The organism is Bacillus sp. XF8 (assembly GCF_017498755.1).
Classification (GTDB): Bacteria; Bacillota; Bacilli; order Bacillales; family Bacillaceae_G; genus Bacillus_A; species Bacillus_A bingmayongensis.
In genome coordinates this window covers 34,293-49,284 of record NZ_JAGDQK010000045.1, presented here as the reverse complement: position 1 = coordinate 49,284, position 14,992 = coordinate 34,293, and the positions used below count along the sequence as shown (strand labels likewise).

Annotated in this window: 15 protein-coding genes; all 15 read right to left on the bottom strand. The window is 37.9% G+C overall.

Going from position 1 to position 14,992, the window contains the following annotated elements; all coding sequences use genetic code 11:
* Positions 1 to 448: 448 nt before the first annotated feature.
* Positions 449 to 1,948, bottom strand: coding sequence for a lysine--tRNA ligase (gene lysS / locus J4P91_RS24335; protein WP_207996118.1), 1,500 nt, complete (start codon positions 1,946 to 1,948; stop codon positions 449 to 451).
* A 163-nt stretch (positions 1,949 to 2,111) separates the two neighbouring features.
* Complete coding sequence (gene dusB / locus J4P91_RS24330) at positions 2,112 to 3,110, bottom strand: tRNA dihydrouridine synthase DusB (RefSeq protein WP_207996117.1); 999 nt, start codon at positions 3,108 to 3,110, stop codon at positions 2,112 to 2,114.
* Between the two features lie 23 nt (positions 3,111 to 3,133).
* Entirely contained in the window at positions 3,134 to 3,337 is a 204-nt protein-coding gene (locus J4P91_RS24325) for a helix-turn-helix domain-containing protein (protein WP_000387032.1), read from the bottom strand.
* Positions 3,289 to 3,804 carry a 2-amino-4-hydroxy-6-hydroxymethyldihydropteridine diphosphokinase gene (folK, locus tag J4P91_RS24320; protein WP_207996116.1) on the bottom strand — a complete coding sequence of 172 codons (516 nt, stop codon included), beginning with the start codon at positions 3,802 to 3,804 and terminating at the stop codon, positions 3,289 to 3,291. Before folK ends, J4P91_RS24325 begins: the two co-directional genes overlap by 49 nt.
* The gene (gene folB / locus J4P91_RS24315) at positions 3,801 to 4,163 is read right to left on the bottom strand and encodes a dihydroneopterin aldolase (RefSeq protein ID WP_207996115.1); all 363 of its coding nucleotides are present in this window, start codon (positions 4,161 to 4,163) and stop codon (positions 3,801 to 3,803) included. Before folB ends, folK begins: the two co-directional genes overlap by 4 nt.
* On the bottom strand, positions 4,164 to 5,024 hold the full coding sequence (gene folP, locus J4P91_RS24310) for a dihydropteroate synthase (RefSeq protein ID WP_207996114.1): 861 nt from the start codon (positions 5,022 to 5,024) through the stop codon (positions 4,164 to 4,166). It abuts the gene before it with no gap.
* Positions 4,999 to 5,871 carry an aminodeoxychorismate lyase gene (pabC, locus tag J4P91_RS24305; RefSeq protein ID WP_207996113.1) on the bottom strand — a complete coding sequence of 291 codons (873 nt, stop codon included), beginning with the start codon at positions 5,869 to 5,871 and terminating at the stop codon, positions 4,999 to 5,001. Before pabC ends, folP begins: the two co-directional genes overlap by 26 nt.
* Positions 5,865 to 6,452 carry an aminodeoxychorismate/anthranilate synthase component II gene (gene pabA / locus J4P91_RS24300; protein WP_026049377.1) on the bottom strand — a complete coding sequence of 196 codons (588 nt, stop codon included), beginning with the start codon at positions 6,450 to 6,452 and terminating at the stop codon, positions 5,865 to 5,867. Before pabA ends, pabC begins: the two co-directional genes overlap by 7 nt.
* A 5-nt stretch (positions 6,453 to 6,457) precedes the next feature.
* Complete coding sequence (trpE, locus tag J4P91_RS24295; protein ID WP_207996112.1) at positions 6,458 to 7,855, bottom strand: anthranilate synthase component I; 1,398 nt, start codon at positions 7,853 to 7,855, stop codon at positions 6,458 to 6,460.
* 220 nt (positions 7,856 to 8,075) lie between these two features.
* Positions 8,076 to 8,999 (bottom strand): cysteine synthase A, encoded by a 924-nt coding sequence (gene cysK, locus J4P91_RS24290; RefSeq protein WP_207996111.1) that lies wholly within the window; start codon positions 8,997 to 8,999, stop codon positions 8,076 to 8,078.
* A 120-nt stretch (positions 9,000 to 9,119) separates the two neighbouring features.
* Complete coding sequence (gene hslO / locus J4P91_RS24285) at positions 9,120 to 9,995, bottom strand: redox-regulated molecular chaperone HslO (RefSeq protein ID WP_017154405.1); 876 nt, start codon at positions 9,993 to 9,995, stop codon at positions 9,120 to 9,122.
* 6 nt (positions 9,996 to 10,001) lie between these two features.
* Positions 10,002 to 10,790 carry a type III pantothenate kinase gene (locus tag J4P91_RS24280; protein ID WP_017154404.1) on the bottom strand — a complete coding sequence of 263 codons (789 nt, stop codon included), beginning with the start codon at positions 10,788 to 10,790 and terminating at the stop codon, positions 10,002 to 10,004.
* A gap of 227 nt (positions 10,791 to 11,017) precedes the next feature.
* The gene (gene ftsH, locus J4P91_RS24275; RefSeq protein ID WP_017154403.1) at positions 11,018 to 12,919 is read right to left on the bottom strand and encodes an ATP-dependent zinc metalloprotease FtsH; all 1,902 of its coding nucleotides are present in this window, start codon (positions 12,917 to 12,919) and stop codon (positions 11,018 to 11,020) included.
* Between the two features lie 85 nt (positions 12,920 to 13,004).
* Complete coding sequence (gene hpt / locus J4P91_RS24270) at positions 13,005 to 13,547, bottom strand: hypoxanthine phosphoribosyltransferase (RefSeq protein ID WP_000981837.1); 543 nt, start codon at positions 13,545 to 13,547, stop codon at positions 13,005 to 13,007.
* The gene (gene tilS / locus J4P91_RS24265; protein WP_207996110.1) at positions 13,544 to 14,974 is read right to left on the bottom strand and encodes a tRNA lysidine(34) synthetase TilS; all 1,431 of its coding nucleotides are present in this window, start codon (positions 14,972 to 14,974) and stop codon (positions 13,544 to 13,546) included. The genes hpt and tilS overlap by 4 nt, the downstream gene beginning before the upstream one ends.
* Between the last annotated feature and the right edge of the window lie 18 nt (positions 14,975 to 14,992).

Genomic DNA, 14,992 nt, shown 5'->3' with positions numbered 1-14,992 from the left:
GCATGTATTAGGCACGCCGCCAGCGTTCATCCTGAGCCAGGATCAAACTCTCCAATAAAGTTAGTTTGTCTAGCATCATAAAATAAAAATTGACGTTTCACGTTGTTTGTTTCGTTCAGTTTTCAAAGAACTCATTGCCGCCGAAGCGACTTTATCAATATAACATTTTGTTATATTTTAGTCAACAACTTTTTTTATTTAAAAAGTTGTTTTCGTTTGTTTCCTTTGTTGTCTTTCGTGACAACGAATATAAATATACCAGTTCATTTATTAAAATGCAATAGTTTTTTTAATAAAATTTTTACCCTAGTGAAAAAGTATAACAATAGTATTAATCTCCTATATAAAAGCACCTTTCTTCTATATAGTAAATAAATCATTTAAACTTCACTATATTAGAAAACAAAATTCAAAAAGAAAAGCTTTGGAGAAATCTCCAAAGCTTAGTTTAGTCTTGCTTATGACGCATCGCTGGGAATAACAGCACATCACGAATAGATGGCGCATTTGTTAATAGCATAACAAGACGGTCAATACCAATTCCAAGTCCACCTGTAGGAGGCATACCGTACTCAAGCGCTTCGATATAATCATCGTCCATCATATGTGCTTCATCGTTACCTTGCTCGCGCTCTTTTAATTGCGCTTCAAAACGTTCTTTTTGATCGATTGGATCATTTAATTCTGTAAATGCATTTGCATGCTCACGAGCAACAATGAATAACTCGAAACGATCTGTAAAGCGTGGATCTTCATCATTCTTTTTCGCAAGAGGAGAAATTTCCACTGGGTGACCATAGATAAATGTAGGTTGGATTAACTTTTCTTCTACCTTTTGTTCGAAGAATTCATTAATAATATGACCAACTTCCATTGTATCTTTAATTTCTACACCATGCTCCTTCGCTAATGCACGCGCTTCTTCTACACTCATCGGATTCCAGAAATCTGCTCCAGAATATTGTTTAATTGCATCTACCATATGAAGACGTGTCCATTCTGGCTCTAAATTAATTTCTTGTTCACCGTACTGGATTGTCGTTGTACCTAACACTTGTTTTGCAATATGGGCAATCATATTTTCTGTTAGTTTCATAATATCTTTATAATCAGCATACGCTTCATATAATTCAATCATTGTAAATTCAGGATTATGACGTGTTGATACACCTTCATTACGGAATACACGGCCAATTTCGTATACTTTCTCTAAACCACCTACAATAAGGCGCTTTAAGTGTAACTCAATTGCAATACGCATATACAGTTCCATATCTAACGCATTATGATGTGTAACGAACGGACGAGCAGAAGCACCACCCGCAATCGCATGCATCATTGGTGTTTCTACTTCAAGGTAGCCATTATCATCTAAGTATCTTCTCATTTCACGAATGATTTTACTACGAGTAACAAATGTTTCACGGCTCTCCATGCTTGTAATTAAATCTAAGTAACGTTGACGGTAGCGTTGTTCAACATCTTTCAATCCATGGTATTTATCCGGAAGTGGACGAAGAGCTTTCGTTAATAACGTAAAGCCTGTTGCTTTCACAGAAAGCTCGCCTACGTTCGTTTTGAAAACTTTCCCTTCAATCCCTACTAAATCACCTAAGTCAGCTGTCTTAAATAATTCATACTGTTCATCTCCAACAGCATCTTTACGAACATAGATTTGAACTTGTCCGTGTAAATCTTGAATATGTGCAAAACCTGCTTTCCCTTTACCGCGCTTTGTCATAATACGCCCAGCAATAGAAACAGAGATTTCTTTCTCTTCTAATTCTTCTTTAGAGAACTCTCCATACAAGTTTAATAATTCTTTCGTTGAATTTGTACGTTCAAAACGTTTACCAAACGGATCAATCCCTTGTTCACGTAAGTTATGTAACTTCTCGCGACGAACAAGCAATTGGTCATTTAATTCTTCGTGGTTCATGTTATCCATGGTATTGATATCACTCCAGCTCTATTAAATTTTACAATATATACAGTATATCATTTTCTACTCAACTAGAAAAACTGCCAGTAGTATACTGGCAGTTCTTCTTTCTTTCACGTAATTATAGGTAGTGAGAGAAGGAATGTCAAACGTTCTCTCTTTCCTCCTTTTAACCAACGTGAATTGTTTTCTGTTTCACTTCTACCTCTTCTACAAATGCTCCTAGTAAGGAAGCAAGGTCTTCTCGCGTATTGCACGTATTGATCGCATTACGCACTCTTGCATTACCTCGAACACCTTTTAAATACCAAGCTGCGTGCTTTCTCATTTCCCTTACTGCAATATCTTCATTTTTCAGGTCAATAAGACGATCTAAGTGAAGCATACATACATCTATCTTCTCACGCACTGTTGGTTCCGGTAATAACTCCCCTGTTTCTAAGTACTTTACCGTACGATAAATCATCCAAGGATTACCAAGGGCTGCCCGGCCAATCATAACACCATCAACACCAACTTCATCAAGCATACGTTTCGCATCTTGAGGTGTTTCTACATCACCATTTCCGATAACAGGAATATTTACAGATTGTTTTACTTGTTTAATGATGTCCCAATCTGCTTTCCCTTCATACATTTGAACACGTGTACGGCCATGAACCGCTACCGCTTGACCGCCTGCGCGTTCAACAGCTCTAGCATTTTCAATTGCGAAAATGTGGTCTTCATCCCAACCAATACGCATTTTAACTGTAACTGGCTTTTCAACAGCATCTACAACTGCCGCTACCATCTCATATACTTTATCTGGATCTAATAACCACTTTGCACCAGCATCACACTTCGTAATTTTCGGAACTGGGCAACCCATATTGATATCGATAATATCCGCTGTTGTGTTTTTATCTACATATTTCGCAGCATCAACAAGCGTTTCTTTCACACCACCAAAAATTTGTAAACTTAGCGGTTTCTCTCTCTCATCGATATATAACATATCTAATGTTTTTTGGTTATTAAATAAAATTGCCTTATCACTTACCATTTCAGCACATACTAAACCTGCACCAAATTCTTTCACTGTTAAACGGAATGCAGAGTTACACACTCCCGCCATCGGTGCTAGTACAACTGGATTCTTCATCTCAATGTTTGCAATCTTTAACACTCGACTATCACCTTCCATTATCCTCACTTTGGCATTAATTCGTCTATTGAAATATTTAATGTCTTAGCAACCTCTACTACAAAATCTTGAGAAGGAGTTCTATTCCCTCTCTCAACTTCTCCTAAAACAGATACAGATACCCCTAATTCTTTTGCAAAACCTTCTTGCGTATAACCTTTTAACTTCCGAAAAGCACGAATGCGTCTTCCCCATTTTTCTGCTTCCATACCGTTACTCCCTCTCGCCTTTTCATTTCATCTACTTGTGAACGTGAAATGTTTTGTTTTATATCTTGATTAATCTCTAACAACGGAACGATAACAAAAGCTCTTTCGAACATCCGCGGATGCGGAACAATAAGATTCTCTGCTTCAATATTTTCTTGATTATAGAGCAAAATGTCAAGGTCAACGGTTCGCGGACCCCATCTAATTTCCCTTTTTCTTCCTAAATCAATCTCAACCTTTTGCGTTACTTTCAACAATTCTTGCGGCAGTAAATTGGTAGAAATTTTTATAACTAGATTTAAAAAACGATTTTGATCTGTATATCCAACCGGATCTGTTTCATATACAGAAGAGACATCCTCCACTCGAATATGAGGATTTTTATTTAACAGCTCAATCGCTTGTAATAAATAAGCATAACGATCACCAATATTTGATCCTAACGCAACGTATACAACATTTTTCATGAGCGTTCTCTCGTAATTTCTACCGCCACAGCACGGTAATGCCCTGGTATGGGTGGATCCGGTTTAACAACCTTTACTGTACATCGCAAAATACTTACGTACTGATCCAATATATTCGCCGCTATATTTTCTGCAATACTTTCTACAAGCTTGTATGTTTGATCCTCAACCACTTGTCTACAAAGTTCAAAAAGCTCCCCATAGTTTACTGAATGCTCTAGGTTGTCACTTTCGCCCGCTTGCTTTAAATCCAGCTCCACTGTTAAATCCACTTTAAATCTTTGCCCCAATTTATTCTCTTCTGGAAACACACCATGGTATCCATAAAACTCCATGTCATGGATATAAATTTTATCCAATCATTTTACCCCCTTACCAATCATCGCATCCATCATCTTTGCCATACGCGCCATTTCCTTCACATCATGAACACGGATCATTTCACAACCTTTTTCAATGCCAAGACAAATTGACGCTCCTGTCCCTTCTACACGTTCCTCTACCGGTAAATCTAAAACATGACCGATAAATGATTTTCTCGAAGTTGCAAGAAGAACTGGATACCCTAATACATGTAACTGCTCTAAATTACGCATCGCTTCTAAGTTTTGTTCTGACGTCTTCGCAAAACCGATACCTGGATCTAAAATGATATTTTCATCCGGTACACCTGCACCTTTTGCAATTTTAACACTCTCATATAAATCCGCAATCATATCTGCCATAAGGTTGCGGTAATTTGTATTCTCACGATTATGCATTAAAATAATCGGCACATTATAATGCGCTGCAACTTCTGCAATTTTCGGTTCGGCCTTCGCTCCCCAGATATCATTAATAACATGGGCACCCGCTTCAATTGCTTGCTTAGCTACTTCAGCTTTATACGTATCGATAGAAATAGGCACTTTCACTTCTTTCGAAACCGCTCGAATCATTGGAATTACGCGTCCTAACTCTTCTTCCACCGAAACTTTCGCGAAGCCAGGACGAGTTGATTCCCCACCAATATCAATAATATCAGCACCGCCGTCCACCATTTCTCTCGCATGACTTACAGCTGCGTTCACCTTATCGTAGTTCCCACCATCTGAGAATGAATCTGGTGTAACATTTAAAATCCCCATGATTAACGTCTTTTTATTTAAATTTAATGTATATTCGCCACAGCGCAAATCATAATCCCACTTCACACTACACATCTCCTCTTCGCAGTTCATTTCGGCTCCAAAGATTTTCTCTATGCATTTCATATACACGCATTAGAGACTTTGTAACCTTTCCTTCTTTACCAGGGAAATCATTCTCTCCAATCCGATTAAGCGGGACAATTTCTTGAATAGAATTTGTTACAAATACCTCATCAGCGGAAAGCAACTCCTTTTGCGTAAAAAAGCCTTCTTCCACATGCACATCCAATACTTCAGCAATCCTTATAATAAAAGCACGAGTGATTCCATTTAAAATCCCAGTTTCAAGTGAAGGCGTATATAAAGCGCCTCCCTTTACAAAAAAGAGATTCGAAACAATCCCCTCGGCTACATGACCTGCTTCAGTAAGGAAAATCCCTTCTTTACTCACAACATTTCCAATTTCACGTTTTCCTAAAATATTATTTAAATAATGATGGGACTTTAAGCGAAACGCCCCCTCTGGCGTATTTCGTGTTTGCTTCAAAATAACGCCTTCCTTTTCCACCACTATACCAGGTGCCGCCAAAGGCTTTATAAACACAATAACAGAAGGCTCTTCATAAACTCCTGTCTGTAAACCTATTTCATCTACGCCAGCCGATACATTAAAGCGAATATACGCATGTTCCAGCTCGTTCCTTATGAGTAACTCCTGTAAAACACGTAGCACATCATCTTTCGTCATCTTCCATTCGATTTGCAAAGTAGAAAGAGCACCCATTAAACGTTCATAGTGATCATCTAATAAAAGTGGATGACCGTTATAAATACGAAATGTCTCAAAAACCCCCAGCCCATATAAATATCCATGGTCATAAGGAGAGATTTTCGCCTCACTCGCTTCTACATATGCGCCGTTCACATAAATTAACATGACGATACACTCGGACTATAACTACGAATAAAGTTTTGTAGTAACTCTTTTCCATGAGAAGTCATAATGGACTCCGGATGGAATTGCACCCCTTCAATTGGCAATGTTTTATGACGAAGCGCCATAATTTCTCCCTCTTCTGTCCAAGATGTCACTTCTAAACATTCTGGCAATGTTTCTTTTTTCACAATGAGAGAGTGGTAACGTGTCGCCGTAAATGGATTTGGGATTTCTGAGAAAATTGTTTTCCCATCATGGTACATTGGTGACGTTTTCCCATGCATTAAACGTTCCGCGCGAACAACATCCCCTCCAAATACTTGCGCGATCGATTGATGACCTAGACACACACCAAAAATAGGAATCTTTCCCGCGAAATATTTAATAACATCCATACTTATACCAGCTTCATTCGGACTACAAGGTCCTGGTGAAATCATTAAAAAGTCCGGTTTCATTTGTTCAATATCTGAAATTGTAACTTCATCATTACGTTTAACAACAAGCTCTTGTCCCAGTTCTCCCAGAAATTGCACTAAATTAAATGTAAAAGAATCATAATTATCAATCATCAATATCATTTCTCTCACCTAACCGTTTCTTCGCTGCTTTCTTTTGCACGCCATAGGGCGATTGCTTTTTTCAACGATTCTTTATACTCATTTTTCGGATTTGAATCAATTACAATTCCTGCACCGGCCTGCACATACGCTTGACCGTCTTTTGCAAGAAGCGTACGAATCACAATATTTAATTCCATATCTCCTGAGTAACCAATCCACCCTATTGAACCTGTATAAATTCCACGGCGAACAGGCTCTAATTCTTCGATAATTTCCATCGTACGGATTTTTGGCGCACCCGTAATCGTTCCACCAGGAAACACAGCTCGCACTAAATCAAAGGCATCCTTATCTTCTCGGGCCTCACCACGAACGTTTGAAACTATATGCATAACATGCGAGTATTTTTCAATCACCATAAATTCATCTACTTCTACAGTTCCATACTTACAAACCCGCCCTAAGTCATTACGTTCTAAATCTACAAGCATCACGTGTTCTGCGCGTTCCTTTTCGTTTTCAATCAACTCTTTCGCCAAACTTTCATCTTCTTGTTCATTTTTCCCACGAGAACGTGTTCCTGCAATTGGCCTTGTACTTACTTCGTTCCCTTGCTTTTTAATTAACAATTCCGGTGAACCGCTAACAATTTGAAAATCCCCAAGTTCTAAGTATCCCATATATGGTGATGGATTAATTTCACGAAGGCTCGTATAAATCTCTAGCGGGTGTGTTTGTAATGTTTTCTCTTGTCTTGTAGACAAGTTCACTTGAAACACATCTCCAGCTCCAATGTATTCTTGAATACGCTGAACAGCTTTCATAAATCCTTCTTCTGTAAAAGCTACTGATTCATTTCTATTTTCAGGACATTCAAATGGCACTTTAACTTCAGGAGCTTCCTTCACCCAAAGGCTCTCCCATTCATTCAAACGACTTTCTGCTTCTTCACGTTCATCTATATAATGCGTAATAATCCACAACACTTTCTCTTGGTGATCATACACAAACACGTCATCAAATAATAAAAAGAATATATCAGGTATATCCACATCATCCTCTGCAAAGGAAGGAAGTTTCTCAATATAACGGATACAGTCGTAACTAAAATATCCGATTGCACCTCCTTGAAACGGTGGATAGTCTGGATTATGATCCGTTTTCCATCGTTCCATATACTTTTGCATTAAATCTAAAGGATTACCTTGTTCTATTGTTTCCTTACCGCTTTCACTTATATGTAACGTTTCATTCTTCCCCTGAATCACCGCTACAGGATCAAGTCCCACAATACTATAGCGACCCCCGCGTCCACTTTCTAATAAAATATGTTGATTCTTATTCTGAGAAAGAAACTTATACTGCTTAAAAAAATCTAACTGATATGGAATAGAAAGCGCTAAAGATTTTCTTTGCTGCATATCAACACCCCGTCTTCTTTTATCCCACTCCCTTAGACCTATCATCTCAAATCATAGATGGTTAGTATGAAATAATCGCCCTTGGGAGCTTGTGAAAATAATTTAACTTTACTACTACTTATTTTACATGAAGTTTTCTAGTCATTCACTCTTTTCCTATTTTCAAACGAAAAAAGAAAAAGCATCCCTTTTCAGGAATGCTTTTTCTTAACCATACTAATTATGATTCAAATTGATAAAGCGGTGTACTTAAATAACGCTCACCATTACTTGGAATAACAACAAGTACCTTTTTCCCTTTACCAAGTTTTTTCGCTACTTCTGTCGCAGCATAAATGACAGCACCTGAAGAAATACCAACTAAAATTCCTTCCTCACGGGCTACTCTTCTCGCATACTCGAATGCTTGCTCTGTTTTAACTTGAATCACTTCATCATATACTTCTACATCCAATGTTTCCGGAACAAATCCTGCTCCGATACCTTGAATCTTATGCGGTCCTGGTTTCCCACCTGATAACACCGGTGAATCTGCAGGTTCTACCGCATAAATTTTAATACCTTCATATTTTTCTTTTAAAACCTCACCAGCACCTGTGATTGTTCCACCAGTACCAATACCTGCAATAAACGCATCTAATTGATCACCCATTTGCTCAACGATTTCCGGTCCTGTTGTCAAACGGTGGATTTCTGGATTAGCAGGGTTTTGGAATTGTTGCGGTATAAAGTAACCATGCTCTTTTGCTAATTCAGTTGCTTTACGGATTGCACCGCCCATTCCTTCTGGTCCTGGAGTCAACACTAATTCAGCGCCATAAGCACGTAATAAATTACGACGTTCCACACTCATTGTTTCTGGCATTACTAAAATTGCCTTATATCCTTTTGCAGCCGCTACCATCGCTAAACCAATTCCCGTGTTACCACTCGTTGGTTCAATAATTGTATCGCCCTCTTTTAATAATCCTTTTTGTTCAGCAGCTTCGATCATGGATAGTGCAATACGATCCTTTACGCTACTTCCGGGATTCATAAATTCTAATTTTAAGTAAATGTCTGCGCTATCTTGCTCTACGATGCGGTTCAACTTAACGATCGGCGTTTTCCCGATTAATTCTGAAACTGATTGTGCCACTCGCATTCCTGTCACTCCTAACACCGAGTATTTTTATTGGTTTTGTCTACATTTTAATTTTGGCAGAATTTTTCTTACTTGTCAATCTATTTGGATGATTGACAATTGGTAGAAATCATTTCTGATCTATAGACTATTAATTATATTTGTAATATCTTCTTTAGAGAACTTATATCTTTCATTACAGAAATGACAATGCACTTCTGTTTCATCTTCTTCTTCACGAACTTGTTGTAATTCTTCCTTACCAAGACTAATCAACACTGTCTCAATACGCTCACGAGAACATGTACAGTTAAATTGAACATCCATTGTTTCTAGTACTTTTACTTTATCTTCCCCTAATACTTCATACAGTAACTCTTCTGGCGAAAGACCTTGTTCAATTAACTTTGAAACAGGTGGGATTTTTTGCAAACGTTCTTCAATAAATGAAATCGTCTCTTCCTGTGCTCCTGGCATAATTTGCAGAATAAATCCACCAGCCGCTAATATGCTATCATCCCCATTTACAAGTACACCAACACCAACAGAAGAAGGTGTTTGCTCAGAAACAGCAAAATAGTACGTGAAGTCTTCCCCTAATTCACCTGAAACAATTGGAGATTGTCCGATAAATGGCTCCCTCATGCCGATATCTTTAATTACCGTTAAGAAACCTTCTGTACCTACCGCTTGATACACACGTAATTTCCCTTGCTCTGTTGCCTCAAAATCAACGTGCGGATTCGTTACATATCCACGGACTTCTCCATTTGCATGAGCATCCACTAAGATTGGACCAAGCGGGCCATTTCCTTCTACCTTAATTGTTAGCTTCTGATCACCTTTTAGCATAGCTCCCATCATCGCGCCAGCTGTTAACGAACGCCCAAGTGCTGCTGAAGCAGTTCTCCATGTATCATGACGTCTTTGCGCCTCACTTACCGTATTTGTTGTACGCACACTATACGCACGAACTTCTCCATCAAACGCTAATGCTTTTACTAAATAATCTTTCATACTTATTTATTCACCCTTCTCATGTTGTAAATTTGCATTACGTTCATATAACATATGCAAGCCTTTTAATGTTAAAAACGGATCTACAATGTCAATTACATTAGATTCTTCTGCAATTAACTTCGCTAATCCACCAGTTGCAATAACTTTCGGTTCTTGTTTAGCTTCTTCCTTCATGCGCTTCACAATACCTTCCACTTGTCCAACATATCCATAAAGAATGCCAGATTGCATTGCACTTATCGTATTTTTTCCAACAACGCTACTCGGTTTTGTAATTTCAATACGAGGAAGTTTAGCCGCCCTACTGTATAATGCCTCTGCCGAAATCATAATACCCGGTGTAATTACACCGCCCATATAATGCTTATTCTCATTAATATAACAATATGTAGTCGCTGTACCAAAATCGACAATAATAAGCGGACTTCCATATAATTGGATACCAGCTACAGCATTTACAATACGATCCGCTCCAACCTCACGTGGATTTTCATATTTAATATTTAAACCTGTCTTTATTCCCGGCCCCACTACAAGAGGTTTAATTTTGAAATACTTCTCACACATACGCTCTAAGGCAAACATAATCGGTGGTACAACAGAGGAAACAATAATTCCTTTCACATCTTGAAAAGAAAGGCCCTCATGTTCAAGTAACTGTTTTACTAACATCCCATATTCATCTTCTGTTTTATGACGATCAGTCTCCATACGCCAATGCTGACGAAGTTTCCCATCTTCAAATACACCAAGCACCGCATTTGTATTCCCTACATCCAATACAAAAATCATATTCTCACCACTTATCTTATTTAATCTATATTTGTGCAGTATGTACAAAACTGATAATGCCATCATATCATACATACCTATATAATCCGTTTTTCCATCTTCATCATTTTACAAAAAGATCGTTCACTATTTCAATTTTTAATGCAAAGAAGATTCAAATTTATATACAAGTACACAATTTCCTCAACATAGAAAAAAAGGAGTGACTATTGTCACTCCTTCATTTCTTATTTATCTTCTGCGTTCTCATCATCTTTTTTCATAGTGATATTCACTTTCACATCTTCAGAAGACTTTTTACGCTCAGGTAAAACTCCATAATCATATAAATGATTGATTTGCTCTGCATCTAATGTTTCCACTTCAAGTAACGTTTTCGCAATAATATCAAGCTTATCACGTTTTTCAGTAAGAATTTGTTTTGCACGAGCATAACATTCTTTCATAATCGTTTGCATTTCTACATCGATGTCATGTGCAATTGCATCACTGTAGTTTTGTTCTGAATGGAAGTCTCTTCCTAAGAACACCTGACCACCTTGTGAGCTACCAAACTGCATCGGCCCAAGCTTATCACTCATACCAAATTCCGTTACCATACGTCTTGCAATGCCAGTCGCACGCTGGAAGTCGTTGTGAGCTCCTGTACTTACTTCACCAAAGACAATTTCCTCGGCCACACGTCCACCAAGTAAACCAGTGATTTTATCAAGTAATTCTGGTTTTGTCATGAAGTAACGATCTTCTTTTGGAAGCATTACCGCATATCCACCAGCTTGACCACGAGGGACAATTGTTACTTTATGAACGATATCCGCCTCATCAAGCACAACACCAATTACAGTGTGACCCGCTTCATGGAATGCGACAATATTACGTTCTTTTTCAGAAATAACACGGCTTTTCTTAGCAGGACCTGCAATAACACGATCCGTCGCTTCATCAATATCAGACATGTCAATTTTCTTTTTATCTTGACGCGCAGCTACTAATGCAGCTTCGTTTAATAAGTTTTCAAGATCTGCACCAGAAAATCCTGGTGTACGAGTTGCAATCGCTCTTAAATTGATATCTTCATCAAGTGGTTTATTACGAGCATGTACTTTCAGTACTGCCTCACGTCCATTTACATCTGGACGATCCACTGTAATTTGACGGTCAAAACGTCCTGGACGTAATAACGCTGGATCAAGAATATCAGGACGGTTTGTTGCAGCGATGATAATAATACCTTCATTTGCACCGAATCCATCCATTTCAACAAGAAGTTGGTTTAACGTTTGTTCACGCTCATCGTGACCACCGCCAAGACCTGCCCCACGTTGACGACCTACCGCATCAATTTCATCGATAAAAATGATACAAGGAGCATTTTTCTTCGCATTTTCAAATAAATCACGTACACGGGAAGCACCGACACCGACGAACATCTCTACGAAATCAGAACCACTAATAGAGAAGAAAGGAACGCCAGCTTCACCTGCAACAGCACGTGCAAGCAATGTTTTACCTGTACCTGGAGGTCCAACTAATAGAACACCCTTAGGAATACGGGCACCAACCTCAGCAAACTTACGAGGGTCTTTTAAGAATTCTACCACTTCAACAAGTTCTTGTTTCTCTTCGTCTGCTCCAGCTACATCTCTGAAGCGTACTTTTTTCTTTTCATCATTGTATAACTTCGCCTTACTTTTCCCAAAGTTCATAACACGGCTACCACCGCCCTGAGCTTGGTTTAGTAAGAAGAAGAATAAAATGAAGATAATCACAAACGGAATGATAGAAGTAAAGAATGTCACCCAAGCACTTGTTTCCTCTGCCGGTTGATACTTCACTTCAGCACCTTGCGCTTTGTCATTAATTTTCTTTTGTAATTCTTCAGTATTTGGTGCATAAGTAACAAATTGCTCTTCCTGGCTAGCATTGCTAAATTGTCCTTTTACCTCAAACACACCATTTTTCGGTTGAAGCTGCACATTACGCACTTCACCTTTTTCAAGTTTAGTAATGAATTTATCGTAGCTAACTGATGTCGTTTTTTGCGTCGAACCATTAAAATAGCTCACGATTCCAATTACTACTAAGAATATCAGTAAATAAAAGATGGTATTACGGAAGATACGATTCATTCCTAACCTCCTCTCACGGCATAAACACTATAGTAAATCGTAACATAGAAAAACTTTCCTATACAATTATAACGCCTGTATTTAATTAATTTGAGTAAACGCTTGGTTTTAACACTCCAACATAAGGAAGATTACGATATTGCTCCTTATAATCTAAGCCATATCCTACAACAAATTCATGAGGAACAGTAAATCCAACATAATCTGCTTTTAGGTCGACTTTGCGGCCAGTTGGCTTATCTAATAGCGTAACAATCTTTACAGATTTCGCCTTACGATATTTGAATAGGTCCACTAAATAGCTTAATGTAAGACCACTATCAATAATATCTTCAACGATTAAAATATCGCGACCTTCTACAGAAGTATCAAGATCTTTTAAAATTTTCACTTCACCTGTTGAAACTGTAGAATGACCGTAGCTAGAAACAGCCATAAAATCCATTTCAAGATATGTATCTGTTCTTTTTAATAAATCTGCCATAAATGGCATTGCACCCTTTAATACACCAATTGCAAGAGGTACTGTATTTTTGTAATCCTCTGCAATAATTGCACCTAGCTCATGCACCTTTTCTTGTATTTGTTCTTCGGAAATTAATACTTTTTCGATATCTTGATTCATCATTTCGTTATCCTCCTGGAAGACTCCTTGCTTTTGTAGTGAATAATAATATATTTATCCTTATCTGCTGTTCCATTTGAAATAGCAAATGCAGATTGTTTCAACAATGGAACCCAAATAATACTCCCGCTTGCATCACAAACAATTGGCCACTCTTCTCTTTTTTCTTTCGGTACTTTTGCTTCAATAAAAATAGCTTTTATCTTTTTTGTACCACTCATACCTTTTATTGACATGCGATCTCCATTTTCTCTAGAGCGGATAAGAAGAGGATATGATATATCATTATACTTAGCAACAAATACGGTTTCATTCATGCTGCTTGGTAATTCCTCATTTACTTCTGCTACAAGTTCATCCCCGTTTGCTAATGTAATGGCACCTGGTACTGATAAGACTTGTGAAAAAGGAAAAACAATTTCTTGCTCAAATCGGAAACTACATTCTTCATATGTACGAACAATTTTTAGGCCATCAGGAAAATCAAGTGATCCCGAAGGATGTGTCCGTTTAAAAAATGCAATAACTTTGTCAATATGTATAGAAGAAAGCGAAGACGGAATCTTGTATTCATAAAGATAGTTTAATATTAGTTGAATCCCTCGCCTTTGTAAAGGCATAGACATGGATTCAAAGGCAGGAATTGATAAGACGATGTGTTTATCACCTTTTTTTGTAATTACTTTATTCATCTTTTCAAAAGCTAATTCCTGCAAATACGCCTCATCCTCTTGCATAAGTACACTAAATTTTTGGAATTGCTCATGCACATGCGGATTTTCCTCTTTTAAATAAGGTAGAACATACTTACGTAATCGATTCCTCGTATATACTTCCTTTTCATTACTCGGATCCATACGTGGCGTAATTCCTATCCTATTACAATAAGCATTAATCTCTTCCTTTGTTACAGCTAATAAAGGTCTAATTAAATATCCACTATGGAAAGGGCGTTTTACAGCAATTCCAGCATAACCCTTCGGAGTACTCCCGCGGACAAGACGCATTAAAATCGTCTCCACTTGATCATCTCCATGATGCCCAAGAGCTACATACGGCGCATCATATTTCTTCATTATTCTTTCCAAAAATGCATATCGGCATTCCCTAGCAGCCACCTGTGCATTCATTCCATATTGCTGTTGATATTGCGATACATTAATTCTTATCGTTTCGCAAATAACCCCGATCTTCCGGCAAAGATTTTCTACAAATTGTAAATCTTCATAGGATTCATCTCCTCTAAACATGTGATCCACATGCGCGACTACAATCTTCAATTTCTTCTCTTCCCTTTTCTCTAATAAATAATATAAAAGGGCTAAAGAATCAGGGCCTCCAGAAACTCCTACAACAATTGTCGAATGTTCCTCTAATACATCATGCCGCTTTGCAAACTCATCTACCTTTTCAACAAATGTATCTTTCAACTTCGCAATCACCTTTCG

Excerpts from the sequence above, each read along its gene's own strand:
- ftsH (WP_017154403.1), bottom strand. The coding sequence starts at position 12,919 with ATGAATCGTATCTTCCGTAATACCATCTTTTATTTACTGATATTCTTA.
- lysS (WP_207996118.1), bottom strand. The coding sequence starts at position 1,948 with ATGGATAACATGAACCACGAAGAATTAAATGACCAATTGCTTGTTCGT.
- pabC (WP_207996113.1), bottom strand. The coding sequence starts at position 5,871 with ATGTTAATTTATGTGAACGGCGCATATGTAGAAGCGAGTGAGGCGAAA.
- J4P91_RS24280 (WP_017154404.1), bottom strand. The coding sequence starts at position 10,790 with ATGATTTTTGTATTGGATGTAGGGAATACAAATGCGGTGCTTGGTGTA.
- hpt (WP_000981837.1), bottom strand. The coding sequence starts at position 13,547 with ATGATGAATCAAGATATCGAAAAAGTATTAATTTCCGAAGAACAAATA.
- folP (WP_207996114.1), bottom strand. The coding sequence starts at position 5,024 with ATGAACTGCGAAGAGGAGATGTGTAGTGTGAAGTGGGATTATGATTTG.
- pabA (WP_026049377.1), bottom strand. The coding sequence starts at position 6,452 with ATGATATTGATGATTGATAATTATGATTCTTTTACATTTAATTTAGTG.
- folK (WP_207996116.1), bottom strand. The coding sequence starts at position 3,804 with ATGAAAAATGTTGTATACGTTGCGTTAGGATCAAATATTGGTGATCGT.
- trpE (WP_207996112.1), bottom strand. The coding sequence starts at position 7,855 with ATGCAGCAAAGAAAATCTTTAGCGCTTTCTATTCCATATCAGTTAGAT.
- cysK (WP_207996111.1), bottom strand. The coding sequence starts at position 8,999 with ATGCGAGTGGCACAATCAGTTTCAGAATTAATCGGGAAAACGCCGATC.
- J4P91_RS24325 (WP_000387032.1), bottom strand. The coding sequence starts at position 3,337 with ATGGAAGCAGAAAAATGGGGAAGACGCATTCGTGCTTTTCGGAAGTTA.
- hslO (WP_017154405.1), bottom strand. The coding sequence starts at position 9,995 with ATGAAAGATTATTTAGTAAAAGCATTAGCGTTTGATGGAGAAGTTCGT.